General features: G+C 75.7%; 4 protein-coding genes. 3 read left to right on the top strand and 1 reads right to left on the bottom strand.

All coding sequences use genetic code 11. The features are described from left to right. Positions 1-162: 162 nt before the first annotated feature. Complete coding sequence (locus tag AB0M46_RS36605) at positions 163-2,880, bottom strand: AAA family ATPase (RefSeq protein ID WP_363343833.1); 2,718 nt, start codon at positions 2,878-2,880, stop codon at positions 163-165. A gap of 397 nt (positions 2,881-3,277) precedes the next feature. On the opposite strand from AB0M46_RS36605, the gene AB0M46_RS36600 reads away from it, so the two are divergent. The 3 genes from AB0M46_RS36600 to AB0M46_RS36590 form a co-directional block, all read left to right on the top strand. Next, complete coding sequence (locus AB0M46_RS36600) at positions 3,278-3,748, top strand: nuclear transport factor 2 family protein (RefSeq protein WP_363343831.1); 471 nt, start codon at positions 3,278-3,280, stop codon at positions 3,746-3,748. A 328-nt stretch (positions 3,749-4,076) separates the two neighbouring features. After that, positions 4,077-18,110 (top strand): SDR family NAD(P)-dependent oxidoreductase, encoded by a 14,034-nt coding sequence (locus AB0M46_RS36595; RefSeq protein WP_363343829.1) that lies wholly within the window; start codon positions 4,077-4,079, stop codon positions 18,108-18,110. A 45-nt stretch (positions 18,111-18,155) separates the two neighbouring features. Further along, positions 18,156-23,339: type I polyketide synthase (locus AB0M46_RS36590; protein ID WP_363343827.1), on the top strand; the 5,184-nt coding region annotated here is incomplete at its 3' end.

Genomic DNA, 23,339 nt, shown 5'->3' with positions numbered 1-23,339 from the left:
GGGCCCGCAGACCGGGCGTCGAACGGCCGGAAGGCGCTCTGAGCAGGCCCGCTTCGACCGGTTAGAACGTAAGGCGGGCCCGGGCGGGGCGTACACCCCTAACCGCGGCGCCTCCGTCCGGGGTCCGTCCGCGGCCGGGGCGGGCGGCGAGTTAGGGGCGGGTTAGGGGCTGACGGCCCGCGGAAGGCCGCCATAGCCTCGACTGCGCCGGGTCAGCTCCCGCGGCAGCGCGGACCGCCCGGGCACGTTGAGCTTGCGGTACACCCGCGTCAGATGCTGCTCGACGGTGCTCACGGTGAGGAAGAGCGAGCGCGCGATCTGCGGATTGGTGTGCCCGCGGGCGGCCAGGGCGGCGACGCGCAGCTCGGCGTCGCTGAGCTCGGCGACGCGGTCCGGCCGGCCCGGCAGCTGCGCCGGGGCGCCGCGGTGGCCGCCGAGCACGTTGTGCCCGGCCGGCGTATCGCGCGAGGGCCGCTGCTGGTCGGTCAGCTTGAGCTCGGCCCGCACGAGCATGAGCTGGTGGTGGTCGCCGGTGGCCTCGAGCACGCTCGCGGCGTCGTGCAGCAGGCCGGCCCGGTGCTCCGGCTCGGAGGCGTCGGCCAGCAGGCGGAGCACGGCGCCGCGGACCCGGTCGGTGTGCGGCCCCAGGCGCTCGAGCTGGTCACGCAGGATCGCGCGGGCCTGGGCCCGGTCGCCGAGCGCGAGGTAGACCTCGGCCAGGTCGATGCGCCACGGCAGCAGCGTCGGCAGGTCCAGCCCCCAGGAGCTCATCAGGTCGCGGCAGGTGGTGAAGTCCTTCAGCGCCGCCTGCCAGTTGCCGGTGGCCAGGTGGTGGCGGCCGCGGGCGCGCAGGTACGCCAGCCCCGGCCGGGCCTGGAACAGCGCCGCCGGCACCCGCACGTTGAGGTGGTTGACCGCCTGGTCGTGGTGGCCCGCCATGGAGGTGCTGAGGATCAGCGTGGCCAGCGGGGAGCCGATGATGACCCCCCAGCCCTTGGGCGAGAACTGGGTCAGCGCGCCGCGGGAGTCCTCCTCGGCCTCGGTCAGGTTGCCGCGGCGGAGGTTGACGCCGGCCCGGATCGCGCGGAAGAGCGCCCGCCAGACCGGCGCGCGGCGCGCATCGGCCTCCCGGATCAGCCCGTCGCACCAACTCGCCGCCGCGTCCAGGCGCTCGGCGCCGATGAGGGCCTCCACGCAGTACGCGGCCAGGCCGACGGTGTCGTCGGTGAGCCGCCCGGTGCGCAGCACGTGCTCGGCGTCGCCGAGCGTCTCGGCCGAGATGGCGGCGCCGGTGGTCAGCGCCTCGATGACCCGGCCGGCCTGCAGCCGCACCGACCAGTCGGCGCCGGCGTGGCCGGGCCCGGGCAGCGGGGGCCCGGCGGCCGCGCGGATCTGTCCGGCCCGGCCCGGGTAGACGTAACACAGCTGCTGGCGGACCAGCTGCAGCTCGATCGCGGCCGGCGCGTCGGCGGGCTCGGCCGCGGCGGCGAAGCGGCGCAGCAGCTCGACCGCCTCATCCGGCTGGCCGTGCCACGTCAGGTGGCGGATGAGCTCGAGGCCCTGCGGCACGCTCAGGTGCCCGGCCCGGGCCGCGGTCACCAGCTCGCCGAGCGGCCGGTCAGCGGCCGAGGGGTCGAGCCGCCACTGGGTGCGCACCAGCGCGGCGGCGACCGCGGTCCGCTGTGGCCCGTTGGCGCCGATCCGGTCGGCCATCCGGCAGCAGTCCAGGGCCAGCGCGGTGTCGTCGTCCTCCAGGGCGGCCTCGGCGGCGTCGCGCAGCACGGGCACCGACCAGGCGCCGTCGGCCGGGTTTGCCGCGATGGCGTGCCGGGCCACCTGGACCGCGGCGGCCCCGGTGGCGTGCAGCAGCCGGGCCGCCCGCTCGTGCAGCGCGGCCCGCTCGGGGGCGGGCATGGCGTAGAGCACGGCCGCCCGGGCCTGCGGGTGGCGGAACCGGTCCTCGCGCAGGATGCCCATGCCGGCCGCGGCGGCGAGCGCGCCGCCGGTCGCCGCGGGGTCGAGCTCGGCCAGTTCGGCCAGCACGGCGAGGGGTGCCCGCTCGTCCAGCACGGCGGCCATCCGGGCCACCCGAAGGACGGTGGCGTCGCTGCGGTACAGGCAGTTGAGCACCGCCTGGGCGAACGCGTCGGCGACGGCCACCGGCTCGGTGCCGCCGGCCGCCTGCCGGTCCAGTAACAGCGCGGCGAGCAGCCGCGGGTTGCCGCCGCTGATGCGGTGCAGCTCGGCGGCGCCGTCGCCGGCCAGCGCGGCCACCCCGGCCCGGGACAGCGCCCCGACCCGGATCTGGCGCAGGTGCCGCTGGCTGTCCAGCTCGGCGCGGAAGTGCGGGTCCGACGGCTGGGCGCCGAAGCACTCGGTGAGCACCATGAGCACGCGGGCCCGGTGCACCCGGCGGGCCAGGTACAGCAGGAACTGCCGCGACGCGGCGTCGGCGAGGTGCACGTCGTCGACGCCGATGACCAGCGGGACCCGCTCGGACAGCTCCACGAGCGCCTCGGTCAGCGCGCCGAACACCTCCGCGCTCACCAGCGGCACGGCGCCGGTCTCGTACAGCATCGCGTTCAGCGTGCCCTCGCGCAGCAGCCGGCCCGTGCGGGCCCGCTGGTCCTCCGGGAAGGGGGCGCCGGCGAAGAGCTGGTCCACCACGCCGAGGGCGAGCGAGCTCTCCACCCGCGAACCGGTGGCGGACAGGCACACCGCGCCCGCGGGGGTCGCCCGCTGCTGCACCGCGTGCCACAGGGCGGTCTTGCCGCACCCCACCGGGGCGGAGATCAGCGCGACGCCGCCGTGGCCGCGCAGGCATGCGTCCAGAGCCTGTTCAAGGGTGTCGAGCTCATTCTTGCGCTCCACCAGAGCCATCTACAGCCGCCTCTTCGTCAAGACGAATGAACGCGAACACTCGGGCCTGTCGACCTTCGATACGGTAGCCGCTCTGGCGACGCCCGGACCACCGCCAATCTCGGCGCACGGGACGCGGTGGGGGCGACATGAGACCACCGCCCCGGGTTCGTCAGATTTTGGACTTTTTTCGACCCGGGTAAGCGACAGATGCACCCGGAATGCATTGACGCGAGCCGGTCCGACCGCTTGCTACGTTCGGTGAAATCGCTCGTTGCGATCCTGTTACGAAGCGCTCAATGTAAATATGTAATGTCCGTCACGGTACTATTCCACAGTGGACGGTTGTCGCCGTGCCCGCTCTTGACAGCCCCCCGCCGCGCCTGCAAGGGTCGGGCAAAACGGCACTGGGGGATCCATGCTCACCGATGCGAAGCTCACCGGCCTGCTGGCCGAGCACTGCCGGCGCATGAACACCGGCGACGTCGACTACATGCTGGAGCTCTACAGCCGGGACGTGCGCTTCGAGGACCCGGTCGGCGCGCGGCCCATGATCGGCCACGACGAGCTGCGCGGGCACTTCACCCGGGCGGCGGAGTCGGAGACCTATGACATACCGGGCACGCCGGTGGCCGCCGGCGACGGCCGGCACGCCATGCTGCCGGTGACCGTGCAGATGAACTACCTCCCGCTCGGGCCGGCGCTGGTGGCCCACGGCTTCCTCGACGCGCCGCGCAACCCCCGGCGCACCCTGCTCACCCTGAATGTCGTGGGCCTGATCCGGGCCAGCGACGAGGGACTCATCGAGGCGTGCTGGATCTACTGGGGCCGCACCGACGTCGCGCTCATGGACGCCGCGGCCGGAATGGCGCTGCGCACCGCGCGGTAGCGCGCTCGGTCCCGCCGCCGTCCGATATGGACGGCGTAGTTCACGTGAACGCATGGCAATTGACGTGCGACATTGTCGTAACCCGCATTTCATGACCGGGCTCAGGGGTTGGCCCTGGCGGCTTAACCGATCATATACGATCCTGCGCGGTTGTCGAGCGAGCGCGGGATTCTCGGTACATTGCGCCGTTGTTAGGGGCCCGGTAAGGGTGTTCCGCCCCTCGCGGCTTGCCTAGCGTCACAGCCGCCGATGCGTTAGCGCCGCTTTAGCGGCCCGATCGATCGTAGGTGCGCTCCGGCCAGAGAACTCGTCGATGGGGAGGCTTTTCGTGTCTGACGGCGCCGTCGAGTGCCCGATCGCGGTGGTGGGCTTCGCCTGCCGCCTGCCCGGCGCGAACCGGCCCGCCGAGTTCTGGCGGCTGCTGCGCGAAGGGCGTGACGCCATCACCGAGCGCCCGGCCCACGCCGCGCCCGATCTGCCCGGGGCGCGCTGGGGCGGCTACCTCGATGCCACCGACGCCTTTGACCCGGCGTTCTTCGGTATCTCGCCGCGTGAGGCCGCGGTCATGGACCCGCAGCAGCGGCTCGCCCTGGAGCTGGCCTGGGAGGCCCTGGAGCACGCCGGCATCCCGCCGCACCGGCTGGCCGGCAGCGCCGCCGCCGTCTTCATGGGCGCGATGTGGGAGGACTACGCCAAGCTCAGCCACGCCCTCGGCGCCGGCGCGGTCACCCCGTTCTCGGCCACCGGCCTGGTGCGCGGCATCATTGCCAACCGCATCTCCTACGCGTTGGGCCTGCGCGGGCCCAGCCTGACCGTCGACACCGCGCAGTCGTCGTCGCTCGTCGCCGTACACCTGGCGGTGGAGAGCCTGCGCCGCGGCGAGTCCACCGTCGCGCTGGCCGGCGGCGTGAACCTCGCGCTGCTGCCGCACACCTCGTGGATCGCCGCCCGCTTCGGCGGCCTCTCGCCCGACGGGCGCTGCTTCACCTTCGACGAGCGGGCCAACGGCTTCGTGCGCGGCGAGGGCGGCGGCGTGGTGGTGCTGAAGCCCCTGGACCGGGCCCGCGCCGACGGCGACGAAATCCACTGCGTCATCCTCGGCAGCGCGGTCGGCAACGACGGCGCCACCGAGGGCCTGACCGTGCCCGGGCAGGCCGGGCAGGAGGCCGTCCTCGCCGCGGCCTACCGGCGGGCCGGGGTCGACCCGGGCGAGGTCCAGTACGTCGAGCTGCACGGCACCGGCACCCGCGCCGGCGACCCGGTGGAGGCGGCCGCGCTCGGCGCGGTGCTCGGCCGCGGCCGGCCCGCCGACGCCCCGCTGCGGGTCGGCTCGGTCAAGACGAACATCGGGCACCTCGAGGGCGCGGCCGGCATCGCCGGGCTGCTCAAGGTGGTGCTCAGCCTCCGGCACCGGCAGCTGCCGGCCAGCCTCAACTTCCGCGCGCCCAACCCGCGGATCCCGCTCGACGAGCTGCGCCTGGCGGTGCAGACCGGCCTCGGGCCCTGGCCCGCACCGGACGGGCCGCTGCTGGCCGGGGTCAGCTCCGTCGGCATGGGCGGCACCAACTGCCACGTGGTCCTGGGCGCCTGGGAGCGCGAGGCCCCGCGAGTGGCCCCGGCGCACGAGGGCCCGCTCACGTTCCCGGTGTCGGCCCGGTCGGAGGCGGGGCTGGCCGCGCAGGCCGCCGCGCTGCACGCCGCCGTCGCGGACGACCCGGACGCGGCCCTGCCCGACCTCGCGTACTCGCTCGCCATCACCCGGACCGCCTTCGAGTACCGCGCCGCGGTCGTCGCCGAGGACCGCGCCGAGCTGCTCGACGGCCTGGCCGCCCTCGCCGATCCCGCGGCCGCCCGCCCGGCCGGCGTCGTCACCGGCACCACCGCCGGCTCCGGCCGGCTCGCGATGCTGTTCACGGGCCAGGGCAGCCAGCGGATCGGGATGGGCCGGGAGCTGTACGCCACCGAGCCCGCCTTCGCCGCGGCCTTCGACGAGTGCTGCGCACTGCTCGGCCCCGACGTCCGGCGCGTGGTCTTCGAGGCCGGCGACCCGGCGCTGCTGGAGCGGACCGGGCACGCGCAGCCGGCCCTCTTCGCGCTGGAGGTCGCGCTCTACCGCTGGTTCGAGCGGCGCGGCGTGCGCCCCGACTACCTGCTCGGCCACTCGATCGGGGAGCTGGCCGCCGCCCACGTGGCCGGCGTGCTCTCGCTGCCCGACGCCTGCCGGCTGGTCGCCGCGCGGGGGCGGCTCATGCAGGCGTTGCCGGCCGGCGGGGGCATGGTGTCGGTGAAGGCGGGCGAGGAGGACGTCGCGCCGTACCTGCGCGGACAGGACCTCGTGGGGCTGGCCGCGCTCAACGGGCCCGCCTCGGTCGTGCTGTCCGGCGACGGGGCCGCGCTGCGCGAGATCGCCGAGCGGCTGGCCGCCGACGGCCTGCGCACCCGCGCGCTGACCGTCTCGCACGCCTTCCACTCGCCGCTCATGGAGCCGATGCTGGAGGACTTCCGGCGGGTGGCGGAGTCGTTGACGTACGACAGGCCGGTCATTCCGATCGTCACCAACCTGACGGGGGCCGTCGCCGGGCCGGACGAGCTGTGCACGCCCGAGCACTGGGTGCGCCACGTGCGGGCGACCGTGCGCTTCGCCGACGGCATCCGCGCCCTGCGCGGCGAGGGGGTCACGCTCTTCGCCGAGCTGGGGCCCGACGGCGTGCTGTCCGCGCTCGGGCGCGACTGCGTGGACGGGGCGACGTTCGTCCCGGCGCTGCGGGCCGACCGGGCGGAGCGGCGGACGCTGCTGGCCGCGCTCGCCCTGCTGGAGGCGCGCGGGGTCGCGGTCGAGCGCTCCGGCGAGTTCGCCGGTGCCCGGCGGGTCGAGCTGCCGACGTACGCCTTCCAGCGCCAACGCCTCTGGATCGGCTCCGACGGGGCGCAGGTCGAGTCCGCGGCTTCGGCGGCGGCCGGAACCGGCGTCGCGGGCCGTTTTGCCGGGCTGGAGTCGGGCGGGCTGGGCGATGCGCTGCTGCAGCTGGTCCGGGCGGAGGCGGCGGCCGTGCTCGGGCACGGCAGCGCCGGCGCGGTCGAGATCCACTGGGCGTTCAAGGACCTGGGCTTCGACTCGCTCTCCGCCGTGGAGCTGCGCGACCGGCTCGCCGCCGCCACCGGGCTGACGCTGCCCGGCGGGCTCCTCTTCGACCACCCGACCCCGGCCCGGCTGGCGTCGCGCCTCGCCGACGAGCTGGCCGGCGCGCCCACCGCGGCCGAGCCGGCCACCACCGCCGTGCCCGCCGGCACCGCCGAGCCGGTGGCGATCGTCGCCATGGCCTGCCGGCTGCCCGGCGGCGTCGCCTCGGCCGAGCAGCTCTGGCGGCTGGTGCTCGACGAGCGGCACGTGCTGCGCCCGTTCCCGCCGGACCGCGGCTGGGACGTCGCCGGTCTCGTCGACCCGACCGGCGAGCGCCCCGGCACCTCGTACGTCGCGCAGGGCGGGTTCCTCGACGACGTCGCCGGCTTCGACGCCGCGTTCTTCGGCATCTCGCCCCGCGAGGCGCTCGCCATGGACCCGCAGCAGCGGCTGCTGCTGGAGGCGTCGTGGGAGGCCTTCGAGCGGGCCGGGATCGACCCCGCGGGCCTGCGCGGCAGCGGCACCGGGGTGTTCGTCGGGTGCACTTCGCAGGAGTACGGCCCGAGGCTGCACGAGGCCGGCCCGCGCGACGAGGGGTACGTCCTGACCGGCAGTACCCCCAGCGTCGTGTCCGGCCGGATCTCCTACGCGTTCGGCTTCGAGGGCCCCACCCTGACCGTGGACACCGCCTGCTCGTCGTCGCTGGTGGCGGTGCACCTGGCCGCGCAGGCGCTGCGGGCCGGCGAGTGCGCCCTGGCCCTGGCCGGCGGCGTGACGGTGATGTCCGGCCCGGGCATGTTCACCGAGTTCAGCCGGCAGCGCGGCCTGGCCCGCGACGCGCGCGTCAAGGCCTTCGCCGAGGGCGCCGACGGCACGAGCTGGTCCGAGGGCGTCGGCGTGCTGCTGCTGGAACGGCTCTCGGACGCGCAGCGGCTCGGGCACCCGGTGCTCGCCGTGGTACGCGGCTCGGCCATCAACTCCGACGGCGCCTCCAACGGCCTGACCGCCCCCAACGGCCCGTCCCAGCAGCGGGTGATCCGGGCCGCGCTGGCCGGCGCGGGCCTGCGACCGTCCGACGTGGACGCCGTCGAGGCGCACGGCACCGGCACGGCGCTGGGCGACCCGATCGAGGCGCAGGCGCTATTGGCTACCTACGGGCGGGACCGCGCCGAGCCGTTGTGGCTGGGCTCGGTGAAGTCGAACATCGGCCACACCCAGGCGGCGGCCGGCGTGGCCGGGGTCATCAAGATGGTCGAGGCGATGCGCCACGGCGTGCTACCCCGCACCCTGCACGTGGACGAGCCCTCGTCGCACGTGGACTGGTCGGCCGGCGCGGTCGAGCTGCTGACCGAATCCCGGCCGTGGTCTCCCGCCGACCGCCCGCGCCGGGCGGGGGTGTCGGCGTTCGGTATCAGCGGCACCAACGCGCACGTGATCCTGGAGTCGGCGCCCGCCGTCGACCGTGCGTCGTCTGCGTCCTCCGGGCCGGTGCCGCTGGTGGTGTCGGCCCGTTCGTTGCCGGCGCTGCGGGAGGCGGGGGCCCGGCTGGCCGAGCGGCTTTTCGAGGAACCGTCGCTTGGCCTGGCCGATGTGGCGCACTCGCTGGCGTCGGGCCGGGCGGCGCTGGAGCACCGGGCGGTGGTCGTGGCCGCAGACCGTGCTGAGGCGCTGGCGGGCCTGGCGGCGCTGGCCGCAGGCGAACCGGTCGCGAACCTGGTGGAGGGGCTCGCCGGGGCGGGCCGCCGGGCGGTGTTCGTGTTTCCGGGGCAGGGTTCGCAGTGGGTGGGTATGGCGTCCGAGCTGTTGGCCGACTCCCCGGTGTTCGCCGAGTGCGAGCGGGCGCTGGCCCCGTTGGTGGATTGGTCGTTGCGGGAGGCTCTGTCCGACCCGGAGCTGCTGGAGCGGGTGGATGTGGTCCAGCCGGTCCTGTGGGCGGTGATGGTGTCGTTGGCCGCGGTGTGGGAGTCCTATGGCGTGACCCCCGCGGCGGTGATTGGTCATTCGCAGGGTGAGATCGCGGCGGCGGTGGTCGCGGGTGGTCTGTCCATTGTGGATGGTGCTCGGGTGGTGGTGCTGCGGTCGAAGGCGCTGCGGGCGATTGCTGGTCGCGGTGGGATGGTGTCGGTTGCGGCGCCGGTGGATCGGGTGCGTGAGCTTCTCGACGATCGGTTGTCGGTTGCGGCGGTCAATGGTCCGTCGGCGACGGTGGTGGCCGGTCCGGTCGAGGCGCTGGACGAGTTCATGGCCTCCTGTGGCGAAGACATCCGGGTGCGCCGGATCCCGGTGGATTATGCGTCGCACACGCCGCAGGTGGAGGAGCTGCGTGAGCAGATTTTGGCTGATCTTGACGGTTTGAGCCCGGTGTCTGGGCGGGTTCCGTTCATATCGGCGGTGACGGGTGATGTGCTGGATATGTCGCTTTTGGATGAGGCATATTGGTATACGAATCTTCGGCAGCCGGTGCGGTTTGACGATGCGGTGAGCACTGCGCGTGGTCTTGGGCTTGATGGGTTTGTTGAGTGCAGTGCGCATCCGGTGCTCGCGCTCGGGGTTGGCACGTTGCGCCGGGACGACGGGGGGCTGCGGCGGCTGGTCGCCTCGCTGGGCGAGGCGTGGGCGCAGGGGATTGGCGTCGACTTCGGGCCGCTGGTGGGCGGGGGGCGGCGGGTGGAGCTGCCGACGTACGCCTTCCAGCACGAGCGGTTCTGGGCGGCGGGGGACACCGGGCTGGACATGGTTCGGCTGGCGCACGCGGATGCGTTCCTGTTGACGGGGCGGGTTTCGCTGGGTGTGCAGCCGTGGTTGGCCGATCATGCGGTGGGCGGGACGGTGTTGTTGCCGGGTGCGGCGTTTGTGGAGTTGGCGTTGCGGGCGGGGCGTGAGTGTGGGTGCCCGGTTGTGGAGGAGTTGACGATTCTGGCGCCGTTGGTGCTGGGTGGGGATGTTGCGGTACGGGTGCAGGTTTGGGTTTCTGAGCCGGATGTGGGTGGGCGTCGTGCGGTGACCGTCCACTCGCGACCGGACGACGACGCCGCATGGACGGCGCATGCGACCGGATCGCTGGCCCCGGCCGCCGAGGACTTCGAGCCGGTCGAGTGGCCGCCCGCCGGGGCGTCGGCGGTCGATCTTGCGGGCTTCTACGAGGAGCTGGCGGCGCGGGGGTACGACTACGGCCCCGCCTTCCAGGGCCTGACCGCCGCCTGGCGGGACGGCGAGGACGTGTACGCGACCGTGACGCTGCCGGTCGACGACGACCCGCGCCTGGCGATCCACCCCGCCCTGCTGGACGCCGCCCTGCACGCCGCGCTGCTCGGGCCGGTGCGGGGCACGCAGCTGCCGTTCGCCTGGCGCGACGTGGCCCTCGACGCCGCGGGCGCCCGGGAGCTGCGGGTGCGCGTGTCGCCCGACGGCGCGGGCGGGACCACCTTCGACCTCGCCGACGACGCGGGCCGACCGCTGGGCCGGATCGGCTCGCTGGGCTGGCGCCCCTTCACCGCCCCGGCCGACGACGCCTTCCACCGCCTGGAGTGGCGCCCGGCCCCGGCCGCGCGGACCGAGGCCCCCGACGTCCTGCGGCTGGACCTTCCGGCGGCCGGCGCCGATCTGCACGACGGCGTCGGCGAGGCCCTCGCCCGCCTGCGGGAGCACCTGGCCGACGAGTCCCGTCTCGTGGTGGTGGTGACGAGCGGCGCGGTCGCGGCCGGTCCCGGGGACCCGGCGCCCGACCCGGTCGCCGCGGCGGTCTGGGGCCTGGCCCGCTCGGCCGCGTCGGAGAACCCGGGCCGGATCGCGCTGGTCGACCTCGACGACCGGGACCGCCCGGGCGCCGACGACGACGTGCTGGCCGCCGCCGCCACGGGCGAGCCCGAGGTGGCCGTCCGCGGCGGGGCGATGCTGGTGCCGCGCCTGGTCCGGTCCCCGCTCCCGACCGGCCGGCCCGATCTCGGCGACGGCACCGTGCTCATCACCGGCGGGACCGGGGCGCTCGGCGGACTCGTGGCCCGGCACCTGGTGGCCGAGCACGGCGTGCGCAGCCTCGTCCTCGTCAGCCGCCGCGGGCCGGACGCGCCGGGGGCCGCCGAGCTGGCCGGGGAGCTGGAGCGGGCCGGCGCGCGGGTGCGGGTGGCGGCGGCCGACGTTTCCGATCGCGCGCAGGTGGCGGCGCTGCTCGACGCGGTGCCGGCCGACCGCCCGCTGACCGGCGTCGTGCACACCGCGGGCGTGCTCGCCGACGGGGTCATCGGGTCGCTCACCCGGGAACAGTGCGACCGGGTGCTCGCCGCCAAGGCCGACGCCGCGCTGCACCTCGACGAGCTCACCCGCGGGCTGGACCTGCGGATGTTCGTGCTCTTCTCGTCCGTGATGGGGCTCATCGGCGGGCCCGGTCAGGGCAACTACGCGGCGGCCAACGCCGTGCTCGACGCGGTGGCGGCGCGGCGGGCGGCGCTCGGGCTGGCCGGCGTCTCCGTGGCCTGGGGGCTGTGGGCCGGCGATGGCGCCCTCACCGAGCACCTCACCGACGCCGACCGGGCCCGGCTGGCTCGCGGCGGGCTGCTGCCGCTCGCGCGCGAGCACGGGCTTGCCCTCTTCGACGCGGCCCTGGCGGTCGGCGACGGTCCCGCGGTCTCCGCGGTCTCCGCGGGCGGCGTGGCTCCTGCGAGCGGTGCGGTGTCCGCGGCCCCCGCTTCCGAGGGCGGTGCGGTCCCTGGTTTGGAGGGCGGCGCGGTTCCTGCGAGCGGTGCGGTCTCCGCGGCCCCTGCTTCCGAGGGCGGCGCGGTCGCCGGTTCCGAGGGCGGCGCGCCTTCCGCGACCGCGGCGGTCGTCGCGGCCTCCGCGGGCGAGGAGCGCCTCGCGGCCCGGGCGTCGCTCGTGGTGCCGGCCCGGCTCGACCTCGCCGCGCTGCGCGGACGCGAGGCCGCGGCGGTCCCGGCCGTCCTGCGCTCCCTGGTCGGGGCGCCGGCCCGGCGGCCCACCAAGGCGGGCCCGGCCGGGGGCGACCTGGCGGCCCGGCTGGCCGCGCTGCCGGAGCGGGAGCGCGACGCCTACCTGCGCGAGCTGGTCCGCACCCACGCCGCCGTCGTGCTCGGCCACGCCGGACCGGAGACGGTCGACGCGACGGCCACCTTCCGGGAGGCCGGCTTCGACTCGCTGACCGCGGTCGAGCTGCGCAACCGGCTCGGCGCCGCGACCGGGCTGCGGCTGCCCGCCACCATGGTCTTCGACTACCCGACCCCGGCCGCGCTGGCCGGCCGCATGCTGGCGCTCGTCCTCGACTCGGCCGCCCCGGCCGCGGCCGCCCCGCCCCCGGCGCGCGCGGCCGCCGTCGACGACGACCCGATCGTGGTGGTCGGCACCGCCTGCCGCTACCCGGGCGGCGTCGACTCGCCCGAGGCGCTGTGGCGGCTGGTCGAGGCCGGGGCCGACGCGATGGGCCCGTTCCCGCAGGACCGGGGCTGGGACGTGGCCGGCGGGTACCACCCCGACCCGGCGCACCCCGGCACCTGGTACGCCCGCGAGGGCGGCTTCCTCGCCGACGCCCTCCACTTCGACAGCGCGCTGTTCGGGGTCTCGCCCCGCGAGGCGCTCGCCATGGACCCGCAGCAGCGGCTCCTGCTGGAGACGTCGTGGGAGCTCTTCGAGCGCGCGGGCATCGACCCCCAGTCGCTGCGCGGCTCCCACACCGGCGTGTTCGCGGGGCTCATGCACCACGACTACGCCGTCGGGGCGGTGGACGCGCCCGAGGGCACGGAGGGGTACACGCTCACCGGCACGCAGGGCAGCGTCGCCTCCGGGCGGGTCGCGTACGTGTTCGGCCTCGAAGGCCCGGCGGTCACCGTCGACACCGCGTGCTCCTCGTCGCTGGTCGCCCTGCACCTCGCGGCCCAGGCGCTGCGGCACGGCGAGTGCACCCTGGCCATCGCCGGTGGCGTCACCGTCATGCACACGCCGAAGGTCTTCGTCGAGTTCAGCCGGCAGCGCGGGCTGGCACCGGACGGGCGCTGCAAGTCCTTCGCCGACGGGGCCGACGGCACCGGCTGGTCCGAGGGCGTCGGCCTGCTGCTGCTCGAGCGGCTCTCCGACGCGCGGCGCCACGGCCACCGGGTCCTGGCCGTGGTGCGGGGCTCGGCCGTGAACTCCGACGGCGCCTCCAACGGCCTCACCGCCCCCAACGGCCCGTCGCAGCAGCGCGTGATCCGCACCGCGCTGGCCGCGGCCGGGCTCGCGGAGTCCGACGTGGACGCGGTCGAGGCCCACGGCACCGGTACCACCCTGGGCGACCCGATCGAGGCCCAGGCGCTCCTCGCCACGTACGGGCGGTCCCGCCCCGCCGACCGTCCGCTGTGGCTCGGCTCGGTCAAGTCGAACCTCGGCCACACCCAGGCCGCCGCCGGCGTCGCCGGCATCATCAAGATGATCGAGGCGATGCGGCACGGCGTCCTGCCCCGCACCCTGCACGTCGACGCCCCGTCGTCGCACGTGGACTGGGCCGCCGGGGCCGTGCGGCTGCTGACCGAGGCGCGCCCGTGGTCCTCGGCCGACCGCCCGCGCCGGGCCGCGGTGTCCTCGTTCGGCATCTCCGGCACGAACGCCCACGTGATCCTGGAGCAGGCCCCTCCGGCCCAACCAAAGGCCCCCGCGCCGGCGGCCCCGATCGTGCCGCTACCCGTCTCGGCCCGCACCGACCGCGCGCTGTCCGCGCAGGTCGAGCGCCTCCAGGCGTCCCTCTCCGAAGATGTGCCCCTGGCCGACGTGGCCTGGACTCTAGCCAGAGGCCGGGCGGAGCTGGAGCACCGCGCGGTCCTCCTGGAAGACACCGTGATCAAGGATGTCGTCCGACCTGGTCGTCTGGGTTTCGTGTTCGGTGGCCAGGGCGCGCAGCGGCTGGGTATGGGTCGTGAGCTGATCGAGGCGTTCCCGGTCTTCGCGCAGGCGTGGTCGCAGGTGTGTGCGGAGTTGGATCCGTCGTTGCCGGAGGTGGTGTTCGGCGGCGATGAGGAGCGGTTGGCGAATACCTTCTACGCGCAGTGCGGCATTTTCGCGTTCGAGGTGGCGATGTTCCGGCTTCTCGAGTCGTGGGGCGTCCGGCCGGATGTGGTTGGCGGCCATTCGATCGGTGAGATCGCGGCGGCGCATGTGGCGGGGATTCTGTCGCTGCAGGATGCGTGTGCTTTGGTGTCGGCGCGTGGTCGGTTGATGGCTGCGTTGCCGGCCGGCGGGGTGATGGTTGCGGTTGCGGCGTCGGAGGACGTGGTGGCGCCGTTGTTGGACGGCGATGTGGGTCTTGCGGCGGTGAATGGTCCGGAGGCTGTGGTGCTGTCCGGCACTGCCGAGGCCGTCGATCGTGTTGTGGCGCAGTTGGATGTGCGGTCGCGGAGGCTGCGGGTTTCGCATGCGTTTCATTCGGTGTTGATGGAGCCGATGCTGCCCGAGTTCGCCGAGGTGGTTTCCACGCTGACGTTCTCCCAGCCGCAGATTCCGGTGGTGTCGCAGGAGTGGACCTCACCCGAGTATTGGGTGCGGCATGTGCGGGAGACGGTGCGGTTTGCCGACAGTGTGGCGGCGATGGGGGCGGTCACGTTCCTGGAAGTGAGTCCTACGGCGGTGCTCACGCCGGTGGTTGAGGACTGTATTCCGGTCATCCGCAAGCATGCCGGCGAGGTGCTCGGGGTGGTCGAGGCTGCCGGGCGGCTGTGGGCGCGCGGGGTTGCCGTCGAGTGGCCCGTTGGCGAGAGGCGTCTGGTGGACCTGCCGACGTACGCGTTCCAGCGGGAGCGGTACTGGCTGGCGGCCGGGCGCGATGCGGCGGAGCTGACGAAGGTCGGGCTGGCCGGGTCGGACGAGTCGGTGTTCACCGCGCGGCTCTCGGTCGGGGCGACCGGCTGGCTGGCCGACCACGCGGTGCTCGGGTCGGTGCTGTACCCGGGGACCGGGTTCGTGGACCTCGCGCTGCGGGCCGGGGCCGAAACCGGGGCGGGCCGGCTGGAGGAGCTGACGCTCGAGGCGCCGCTGGTGTTGGGCGGACCCGGTGCGGTACAGCTGCAGGTCCGAATCGGCGAAGCCGACGCGGCCGGGCGGCGGGAGCTGACCGTGCACTCGCGGCCGGAGGACGGCGCCTGGGTGCGTCACGCCGGCGGCCTGCTCGGACCGGACGGGACGACCGCGGCGGACGACCTCATCGCCTGGCCGCCCGCCGGGGCCGAGGTGGTGCCCGTCGACGACTTCTACCCGGGGCTGGCCGCGGCCGGATACGAGTACGGCCCGGCGTTCCAGGGTCTGCGGGCCGCCTGGCGGCGCGACGACACCGTCTACGCCGAGGTGGCGCTGCCGGAGGAGCTGCGGTCCGAGGCCGCCCGCTACGGCCTGCACCCGGCGCTGCTCGACGCCGCGCTGCACGCCACGCACCTGCTGCCCGGCGCGGACGACGCTGCGGTGCGGCTGCCGTTCGCGTGGACCGGCGTGTCGCTGCGCGCGGCCGGCGCCACCGTCCTTCGCGTGCGGGCCGTCGCCGCGGCCCCCGACACCGTCTCGCTCACCGTCGCCGACGGCACCGGCCGCGTGGTGGCGACCGTGGACTCACTCGCCCTGCGACCGTTCGTGGCCGAACGTTCCCGCGGCGGCGCCCCGGACGCGCTGTTCGAGCTGGCCTGGGTGCCCCCGACCGGCCGGGCGGACGGCCAGGCGCCCGAGTTCGAACTGCTGAGCGTGCCGGAGGACGGCACCGTGCGGAGCAATCTCGCCCTGGTGCTGGGCGCGCTGCAGCAGTGGCCGGCCGACGACGCGAAGCGGCTGGTCGTCGTCACCCGCAACGCCGAGGCGGATCTCGCCGTCGCGCCGGTGTGGGGGCTGGTCCGCTCCGCCCAGGCCGAGCACCCGGACCGCTTCGTCCTGCTCGACGTCGACGGGCCCGAGTCGATGCCGGCCGCGCTCGAGGCCCTGGCGCTCGGCGAGCCGCAGCTGGCCGTGCGCGGCGGGGTCGTCAGCGTGCCCCGGCTGGTGCGGGCCGGCTCCGGCGACACGCTCGTCCCGCCGCCCGGGCCGGGAGCCTGGCGGCTGGACCGGGCCGCCGACGGGTCGCTGGACGGGCTGGGGCTCGTGCCCGCGCCCGAGGCCGACGCGGCGCTGGGGGCCGGGCGGGTGCGGGTGGACGTACACGCGGCGGGCCTGAACTTCAGGGACGTCCTCATCGCGCTCGGCATGTATCCGGGCGAGGCGTGGCTGGGCAGCGAGGCGGCCGGCGTCGTGACCGAGGTCGGGCCGGGCGTCACCCACCTCGCGCCGGGCGACCGGGTGATGGGCCTCGTCCCGCACGCGTTCGCCTCCCAAGGCGTCGCCGACGCCCGCACGCTCGTGCCGATGCCGGCCGGCTGGTCGTTCGAGCAGGCGGCCGGGATGCCGGTGTGTTACCTGACCGCCTGGTACGGCCTGTTCGATCTCGGCGGGCTGCGCGCGGGGGAGCGGCTGCTCGTGCACGCCGGGACCGGCGGGGTGGGCATGGCCGCGCTGCGGCTGGCCCGGCACCGCGGCGCCGAGGTCTTCGCCACCGCGAGCCCCGCCAAGTGGGACACGCTGCGCGCGCTGGGGCTGGACGACGAGCACATCGCCTCCTCGCGCGACCTGGGGTTCGCGGCGAAGTTCCCGCCCATGGACGTGGTCCTGAACTCCCTCGCGGGCGAGTTCGTCGACGCCTCGCTGGGCCTGCTCGCCGAGGGCGGGCGGCTGCTGGAGATGGGCAAGACCGACATCCGCACCGACGCCGGGCCGGGATACCGGGCCTTCGACATGCTCGACGCGGGACCGGACCGCATCGGCGAGATGCTGGCCGAGATCGTGGCGTCGTTCGAGCCGCTGCCGGTGACAGCGTTCGACATTCGCCGGGCGCGGGAGGCGTTGCGGTACATGAGCCAGGCCCGCCACACCGGCAAGCTGGTGCTGCGCGCGCCCGGCCCGACCTGGCCCACCGACGGCACGGTCCTGGTGACCGGCGGCACCGGCACCCTCGGCGCCCTGGTCGCCCGGCACCTCGTGGCCGAGCATGGCGTGCGGGACCTGTTGCTGGTCAGCCGTTCGGGCATGCAGGCGCCGGGGGCGGAGGAACTCGCCGCGGAGCTGGGTGCCCGGGTCGTCGCGTGTGATCTCGCCGATCGGGAGGCCGCCGAGCGGTTGTTCGCCTCGGAGACGATCCGGGCGGTGGTCCACGCGGCCGGGGTCACCGACGACGGCGTCATCGCGTCGCTGACCCCGGCGAAGCTGGACTCGGTCCTGCGCCCCAAGGCGGACGCGGCCTGGCACCTGCACGAGCTGACCCGCGACCGCGACCTGACCGCCTTCGTGCTGTTCTCCTCGGCCGCCGGGGTGCTCGGCACCGCCGGGCAGGGCAACTACGCGGCGGCCAACGCGTTCCTCGACGCCCTCGCCGCGCACCGCCGGGCCCTCGGCCTGCCCGCGCACTCGCTGGCCTGGGGACAGTGGGCCCGCACCAGCGGGCTGACCGGCCGGCTCGCCGAGCGCGACCTGGCCCGGCTGTCCCGCGGCGGCCTGCTGCCCCTCGGCGACGAGCAGGGACTCGAACTGCTCGACGCCGCGGCTGGCGGGCTCACGCCGGTGCCGGTCCCGGCCCGCCTCGACCTGGCCGGTCTCCGCCGGCGCGGCGGCGATCTGCCGGCGGTCCTGCGCGGGCTCGTCCCGCCGGCGGTCCGCAGGGCGGCGGCCGAGCCGGCCGGCACCTCGCTCGCCGAGCGCCTGGCCCGGATGGCGCCGGCCGAACAGGCCGACACGGTACTGGAGCTGGTGCGCGCCCACACCGCGGGCGTGCTCGGGCACGGCCGCGCGGACGCGGTCGACGCCCAGCGCAGCTTCAAGGAGCTCGGCTTCGACTCGCTCACCGCCGTGGAGCTTCGCAACCGCCTCAACGACGCGGCGAGCGTCCGGCTCACCCCGACGCTGATCTTCGACTACCCGACGCCGGTGGACCTGGCCGTCCACGTGCGCACCGCGCTGGTCGGCGACGACGCGGCGGCCCCCGGCGCGGCCCTGCTCGGCGAGCTGGACCGGCTGGAGTCGCTCCTGCTGGCCGCGCCGCCGGACCCGGCCAGGCAGGGCGTGCTGGTGAGCCGGCTCGAAGTACTGCTGGCCAAGGTCCGAACCCCGGCCGAGGCGGGCGTCGCGGCGGCCGACCGGCTGCGCGACCTGTCCGCGGACGAGGTCCTCAGCTTCATCGACAACGAGCTCGGCATTTCCTGAACCCGCCCCAGCACTGACAAGCAGCGCCCGAGGAGTGACAAGCGCATGGCGGACGAGAGCAAGCTGGTCGACTACCTCAAGCGGGTCGCCGGCGACCTGCACGAGGCGCGCAAGCAGCTGCGCGAGGCCGAGGACGCCCGTCACGAGCCGATCGCGATCGTCGGCATGGCCTGTCGCTTCCCCGGCGGGGTGACCTCGCCCGAGGAGCTCTGGCGGCTGCTGGTCGACGAGGCCGACGCCATCACGCCGTTCCCGGCCAACCGCGGCTGGGACGTCGAGGGCCTGTACGACCCGGACCCCGACCGCCCCGGCAAGTCCTACACCCGCGAGGGCGGCTTCCTGCACGACGCCGACCTGTTCGACCCCGGCGCGTTCGGCATCTCGCCCCGCGAGGCCCTCGCGATGGACCCCCAGCAGCGACTCATGCTGGAGACGGCGTGGGAGGCGATCGAGCGGGGCGGCATCCCGATCGGCGCCCTGCGCGGCAGCGCCACCGGCGTCTTCGTCGGCTGCGGCAACCTCGGCTACCTCGTCGGCATGCAGCAGGCCCAGGAGGGCGTCGAGGGCCATTCGCTGACCGGCAACGTCGGCAGCGTCATCTCCGGCCGCATCTCCTACACCTTCGGCCTGGAGGGCCCGGCCGTCACCGTCGACACCGCCTGCTCCTCCTCGCTCGTCGCGCTGCACCTGGCCGTGCGCGCACTGCGCAACGGCGAGTGCTCCCTCGCGCTGGCCGGCGGCGTCACCGTGATGCCGATCCCGATCGAGTTCGTCGAGTTCAGCCGCCAGCGGGTGATGGCCGCCGACAGCCGCTGCAAGTCCTACGCGGCCGCCGCCGACGGCAGCGGCTTCGCCGAGGGCGCCGGCATGCTGCTCGTCGAGCGGCTCGGCGACGCCCAGCGGCTCGGCCACCCGGTCCTCGCCGTGGTCCGCGGCTCCGCGGTGAACCAGGACGGCGCCTCCAACGGCCTGACCGCCCCCAACGGCCCGTCCCAGCAGCGGGTCATCCGCGCCGCGCTGGCCGACGCCCGCCTCGGCCCGGCCGAGGTCGACGCCGTCGAGGGGCACGGCACCGGCACCCGGCTCGGCGACCCGATCGAGGCGCAGGCCCTGCTGGCCACCTACGGCCGTGCCGCCGAGCGCACGCTGTGGCTCGGCTCCGTCAAGTCGAACATCGGCCACACGCAGGCCGCCGCCGGGGTCGCCGGGATCATCAAGATGGTGCAGGCGATGCGCCACGGCGTGCTGCCCCGCTCGCTGCACATCGACGCGCCGTCGCCACACGTCGACTGGTCCGCCGGCGCCGTGTCGCTGCTGGCCGAGGCACGGCCGTGGGAGGCGGTGGACGGCCGCCCCCGACGGGCCGGTGTGTCCTCGTTCGGCATCAGCGGTACCAACGCCCACGTCATCCTGGAAGAGGGGCCTCCATCCATTGTGGACAGCCCGGCGGCCGGCTACGCCGTGCTGCCCTGGGTTCTCTCCGCGCGGTCCGCCGAGGCCCTGCGCGCCCAGGCCGGACGGCTCGGCAGCGCACTGCCGGACGTCGCGTACTCGCTGGCCACCACCCGGGAGCCGCTCGAACACCGCGCGGTCGCGATCGCCCGGCCGGCCGAGGCCGCCGCGGCGCTGGCGGCCATCGCCGCCGGGGAGACCGGCGAGCGGGTCTTTGCCGGGGTGGCCGACGTCAAGGGCAAGGTGGTCTTCGTCTTCCCCGGGCAGGGCGCCCAGTGGGCCGGCATGGCGGCCGAGCTGCTCTCCGCCTCGGAGACCTTCGGGGCCTTCGGGGCCTTCGGGGCCTTCGGGGCCTTCGGGGCCTTCGGGGCCGAGATCGCCGCCTGCGACGCCGCCCTGGCGGAGTTCGTCGACTGGTCCGTCGCCGACGTCCTGCGCGGGGCCGACGGCGCGCCCTCGATGGAGCGCATCGAGGTCCTCCAGCCTGTCCTCTTCGCGGTGATGGTCGCCCTCGCCGCCCAATGGCGGGCGCTCGGCGTGCGGCCCGACGCCGTCGTCGGCACCTCGCAGGGCGAGATCGCCGCCGCGTACGTCGCCGGCGCCCTCTCGCTGCCCGACGCCCTGCGCGTCGTCGTCCTGCGCAGCCGGCTCTTCGCCGAGGAGCTGGTCGGCCGCGGGGCCCTCGCCGCCGTGAGCATGCCCCGCGAGCAGCTCGACGAGCGGCTGGCCCGCTGGGACGGCCGGCTCACCCTGGCCGGCGTCAACGGGCCGACCGCGCTGAACGTCGCCGGCGACGTCGACACCGTCGCCCGGTTCGTCGCCGAGTGCACCGAGGACGGCCACCGGGCCCGCGTCGTGCCGGCCACCGTCGCCTCCCACAGCGCCCAGGTCGACCCGCTGCGCGAGCGCCTGCTGGAGCTGCTCGCGCCGGTCGCACCGCGCACCGGCGAGGTCCCGTTCTACTCCACGGTCACCGGCGGCCCGCTCGACACCGCCGCGCTCGACGCCCGGTACTGGTTCGACAACTGCCGCGAGCCCGTCCGCCTCGACGCCGCCGTCCGGGCGCTGCTGGCCGCCGGGCACCGGCTCTTCGTCGAGTCCAGCGCCCACCCTGTGCTCGTCATGAGCGTGCAGGAGACCGCCGACGCCGAGGGCGCCGAGATCGCCGCGGTCGGCTCGCTGCGCCGCGACCAGGGCGGGCCGGCCCGCTTCCTCGCCTCCGCGGCCGAGGCCCACGTCCGCGGGCTCGCCGTCGACTGGGCCGCCGCCTTCGCCGGGTCCGGCGCCGCTCGTACCGACCTGCCGACCTACGCCTTCCAGCGCGAGCGCTACTGGCTCGCGGCGGCCACCGCGACCGGGGTGGACGTCGCCGCCGCGGGCCTCGGCGCGGTCGGCCACCCGCTGCTCGGCGCGGCCGTGCAGACTGCGGGCGGCGAGCTGCTGCTCACCGGCCGGCTGTCGGTCCGCTCCCAGCCCTGGCTGGCCGAGCACGCCGCGTCCGGCACCGTCCTGCTGCCCGGGGCCGCGTTCGTCGAGCTGGCCGTCCGGGCCGGCGACGAGGCCGGCTGCGGGCGCCTCGTCGAGCTGGTCCTGCAGGCCCCGCTCGCCCTGCCGGCCGCCGGCGCCGTGCAGCTCCAGCTCGTCGTGGGCGCCGCCGACCCGGCCGGGCTGCGCCCGGTCAGCGTCTACGGCCGCCCCGCCCCCGACGCGCCCTGGACCTGCCACGCCACGGGCCAGCTGGCCGCCCCCGGGCCCGCCGCGGAACACGAGACCGTCGCGTGGCCGCCGCCCGGCGCGGAGCCGGTAGACCTCGACGGCTTCTACCCGGCCGCGGCCGAGGCCGGGTACGGCTACGGCCCCACGTTCCAGGGCCTGCGCGCCGCCTGGCGCCTCGGCGACGACCTCTACGCCGACGTCGTGCTGCCCGGGGACCCGGACGCGTTCGGCCTGCATCCGGCGCTGCTCGACGCCGCCCTGCACCCGATCCGCCTGGCCGGCGACGACCGGCTGCGGCTGCCCTTCGCCTGGGGCGACGTGGAACTGCACGCCGCCGGCGCCACCGAGCTGCGGGTCCGGCTCGCGCCGCTCGGCCCGGACGAGTACGCGCTGACCGCCTCCGACCCGACCGGCCGCCCCGTCCTCACCGCCGGCTCGCTGCGGCTGCGCGACGCCACCGCCGAGCAGGTGCGTGGGGCGACCGGTGACGCGGCGCTGTACCGCGTGGAATGGGTCGAGGCCGGCCCTGTCGCCGACGCGGCCGCCGACGCGACCGTGCTGCGTGTCGCCGACGGTGACCCGCTCGCGGTGACCGCCGAGGTGCTCGCCGCCGCGCAGGCATGGCTCGCCGACGAGCGCAACGCCGGGTCCCGGCTGGTCGTGCTGACCGAGGGCGCGACGACCGACGAGCCAGCGCTCGGCCCGGCCGCCGCCTGGGGCCTGATGCGGTCCATCCAGTCCGAGCACCCGGACCGGTTCGCGCTCGTCGACATCGACAGGCATGACACCGACGGGCACGACGAGACCGCCGTCGCGCGGGCCATCGCGTGCGGTGAGCCGCAGGTGGCCGTGCGCGCCGGAACGCTGCGGGTGCCCCGGCTGGCCCGCCTGACGAGCGCGGCGCCGTCCCCGGTCACCCTCGGCGGCGACGGGACCGTCCTCATCACCGGCGGCACCGGCGCCCTCGGCGGCCTGCTCGCCCGGCACCTGGTCACCCGCCACGGCGTGCGGCACCTGGCCCTCGTGAGCCGGCGCGGGCCGGACGCCCCGGGCGCGGCCGAGCTTGTGGCAGAGCTGACCGCCCTCGGCGCCGACGTCGTCGTGGCCCGCTGCGACGTCGCCGACGCCGATGCCCTCGCCGCGCTGCTCGCCGGGCTGACCGCCAGCCGCCGCATCTCGGCCGTCATCCACGCGGCCGGGGTCCTCGCCGACGGCACCGCCGAGTCCCTCAGCGCCGATCAGCTGGCGACGGTACTGCGACCAAAGGCCCGAGCCGCCCTCAACCTCCACGACCTGACGCGCGACCTCGGCCTCGACGCGTTCATCCTCTTCTCCTCCGGCGCCGGGACCCTCGGCAACGCCGGCCAGGCCAACTACGCCGCCGCCAGCACGTTGCTGGACGCCCTCGCCCAGCGCCGCCGGGCCGCCGGGCTGCCCGCGCTCTCCCTCGCCTGGGGCTACTGGGACCGGACCGGCGAGATGGCCGGGCACCTCGACGTCGCCCGCCTCGCCTGGATCGGCCGCTACGGCGCCGCCCCGCTCCCCGTCGACCAGGGGCTCGCCCTCTTCGACGCGGCCCTCGCCGCCGGCGAGCCGGTCCAGCTGCCGCTGCGCTGGGACCGCGCGGTACTGCAGCGCCGGGCCGCGGACGGCACCCTGCCGCCCATCCTGCGCGGCCTCGTGCGCGCCCCCGCCCGCCGCACGGCCGAGTCCGGCGCCCCCGCGTCCGGCCTGGCCGCCCGGCTCGGCGGGCTCCCGCCCGAGCAGCGCCACGCCGCCCTGCTCGACCTGGTGCGGGCCCGCGTCGCCGAGGTCCTGGGCCACGCCGGCTCCGACAGCATCGGCCCCGACCAGGCGTTTCGCGCCCTCGGCCTCGACTCCCTCACCGCCGTCGAGCTGCGCAACCGGCTCGCCGCCGCGACCGGCCTGCGCCTGCCGACCACGCTGGTCTTCGACCACCCCACGCCGGCCGCGCTGGCCCACCACACGCCGGTGAGCCGCCGGCCGAGCACGCCGAGCAGCGCGACCAGCCCGAACAGCATCGGCAACGGCGAGAGGCGC

Source organism: Dactylosporangium sp. NPDC051485 (genome assembly GCF_040682015.1).
Taxonomy (GTDB): domain Bacteria; phylum Actinomycetota; class Actinomycetes; order Mycobacteriales; family Micromonosporaceae; genus Dactylosporangium.
Note: the sequence above shows the minus strand (reverse complement) of the source record. Positions and strands in the feature narration are given on the sequence as shown.

Excerpts from the sequence above, each read along its gene's own strand:
- AB0M46_RS36605 (WP_363343833.1), bottom strand. The coding sequence starts at position 2,880 with ATGGCTCTGGTGGAGCGCAAGAATGAGCTCGACACCCTTGAACAGGCT.
- AB0M46_RS36600 (WP_363343831.1), top strand. The coding sequence starts at position 3,278 with ATGCTCACCGATGCGAAGCTCACCGGCCTGCTGGCCGAGCACTGCCGG.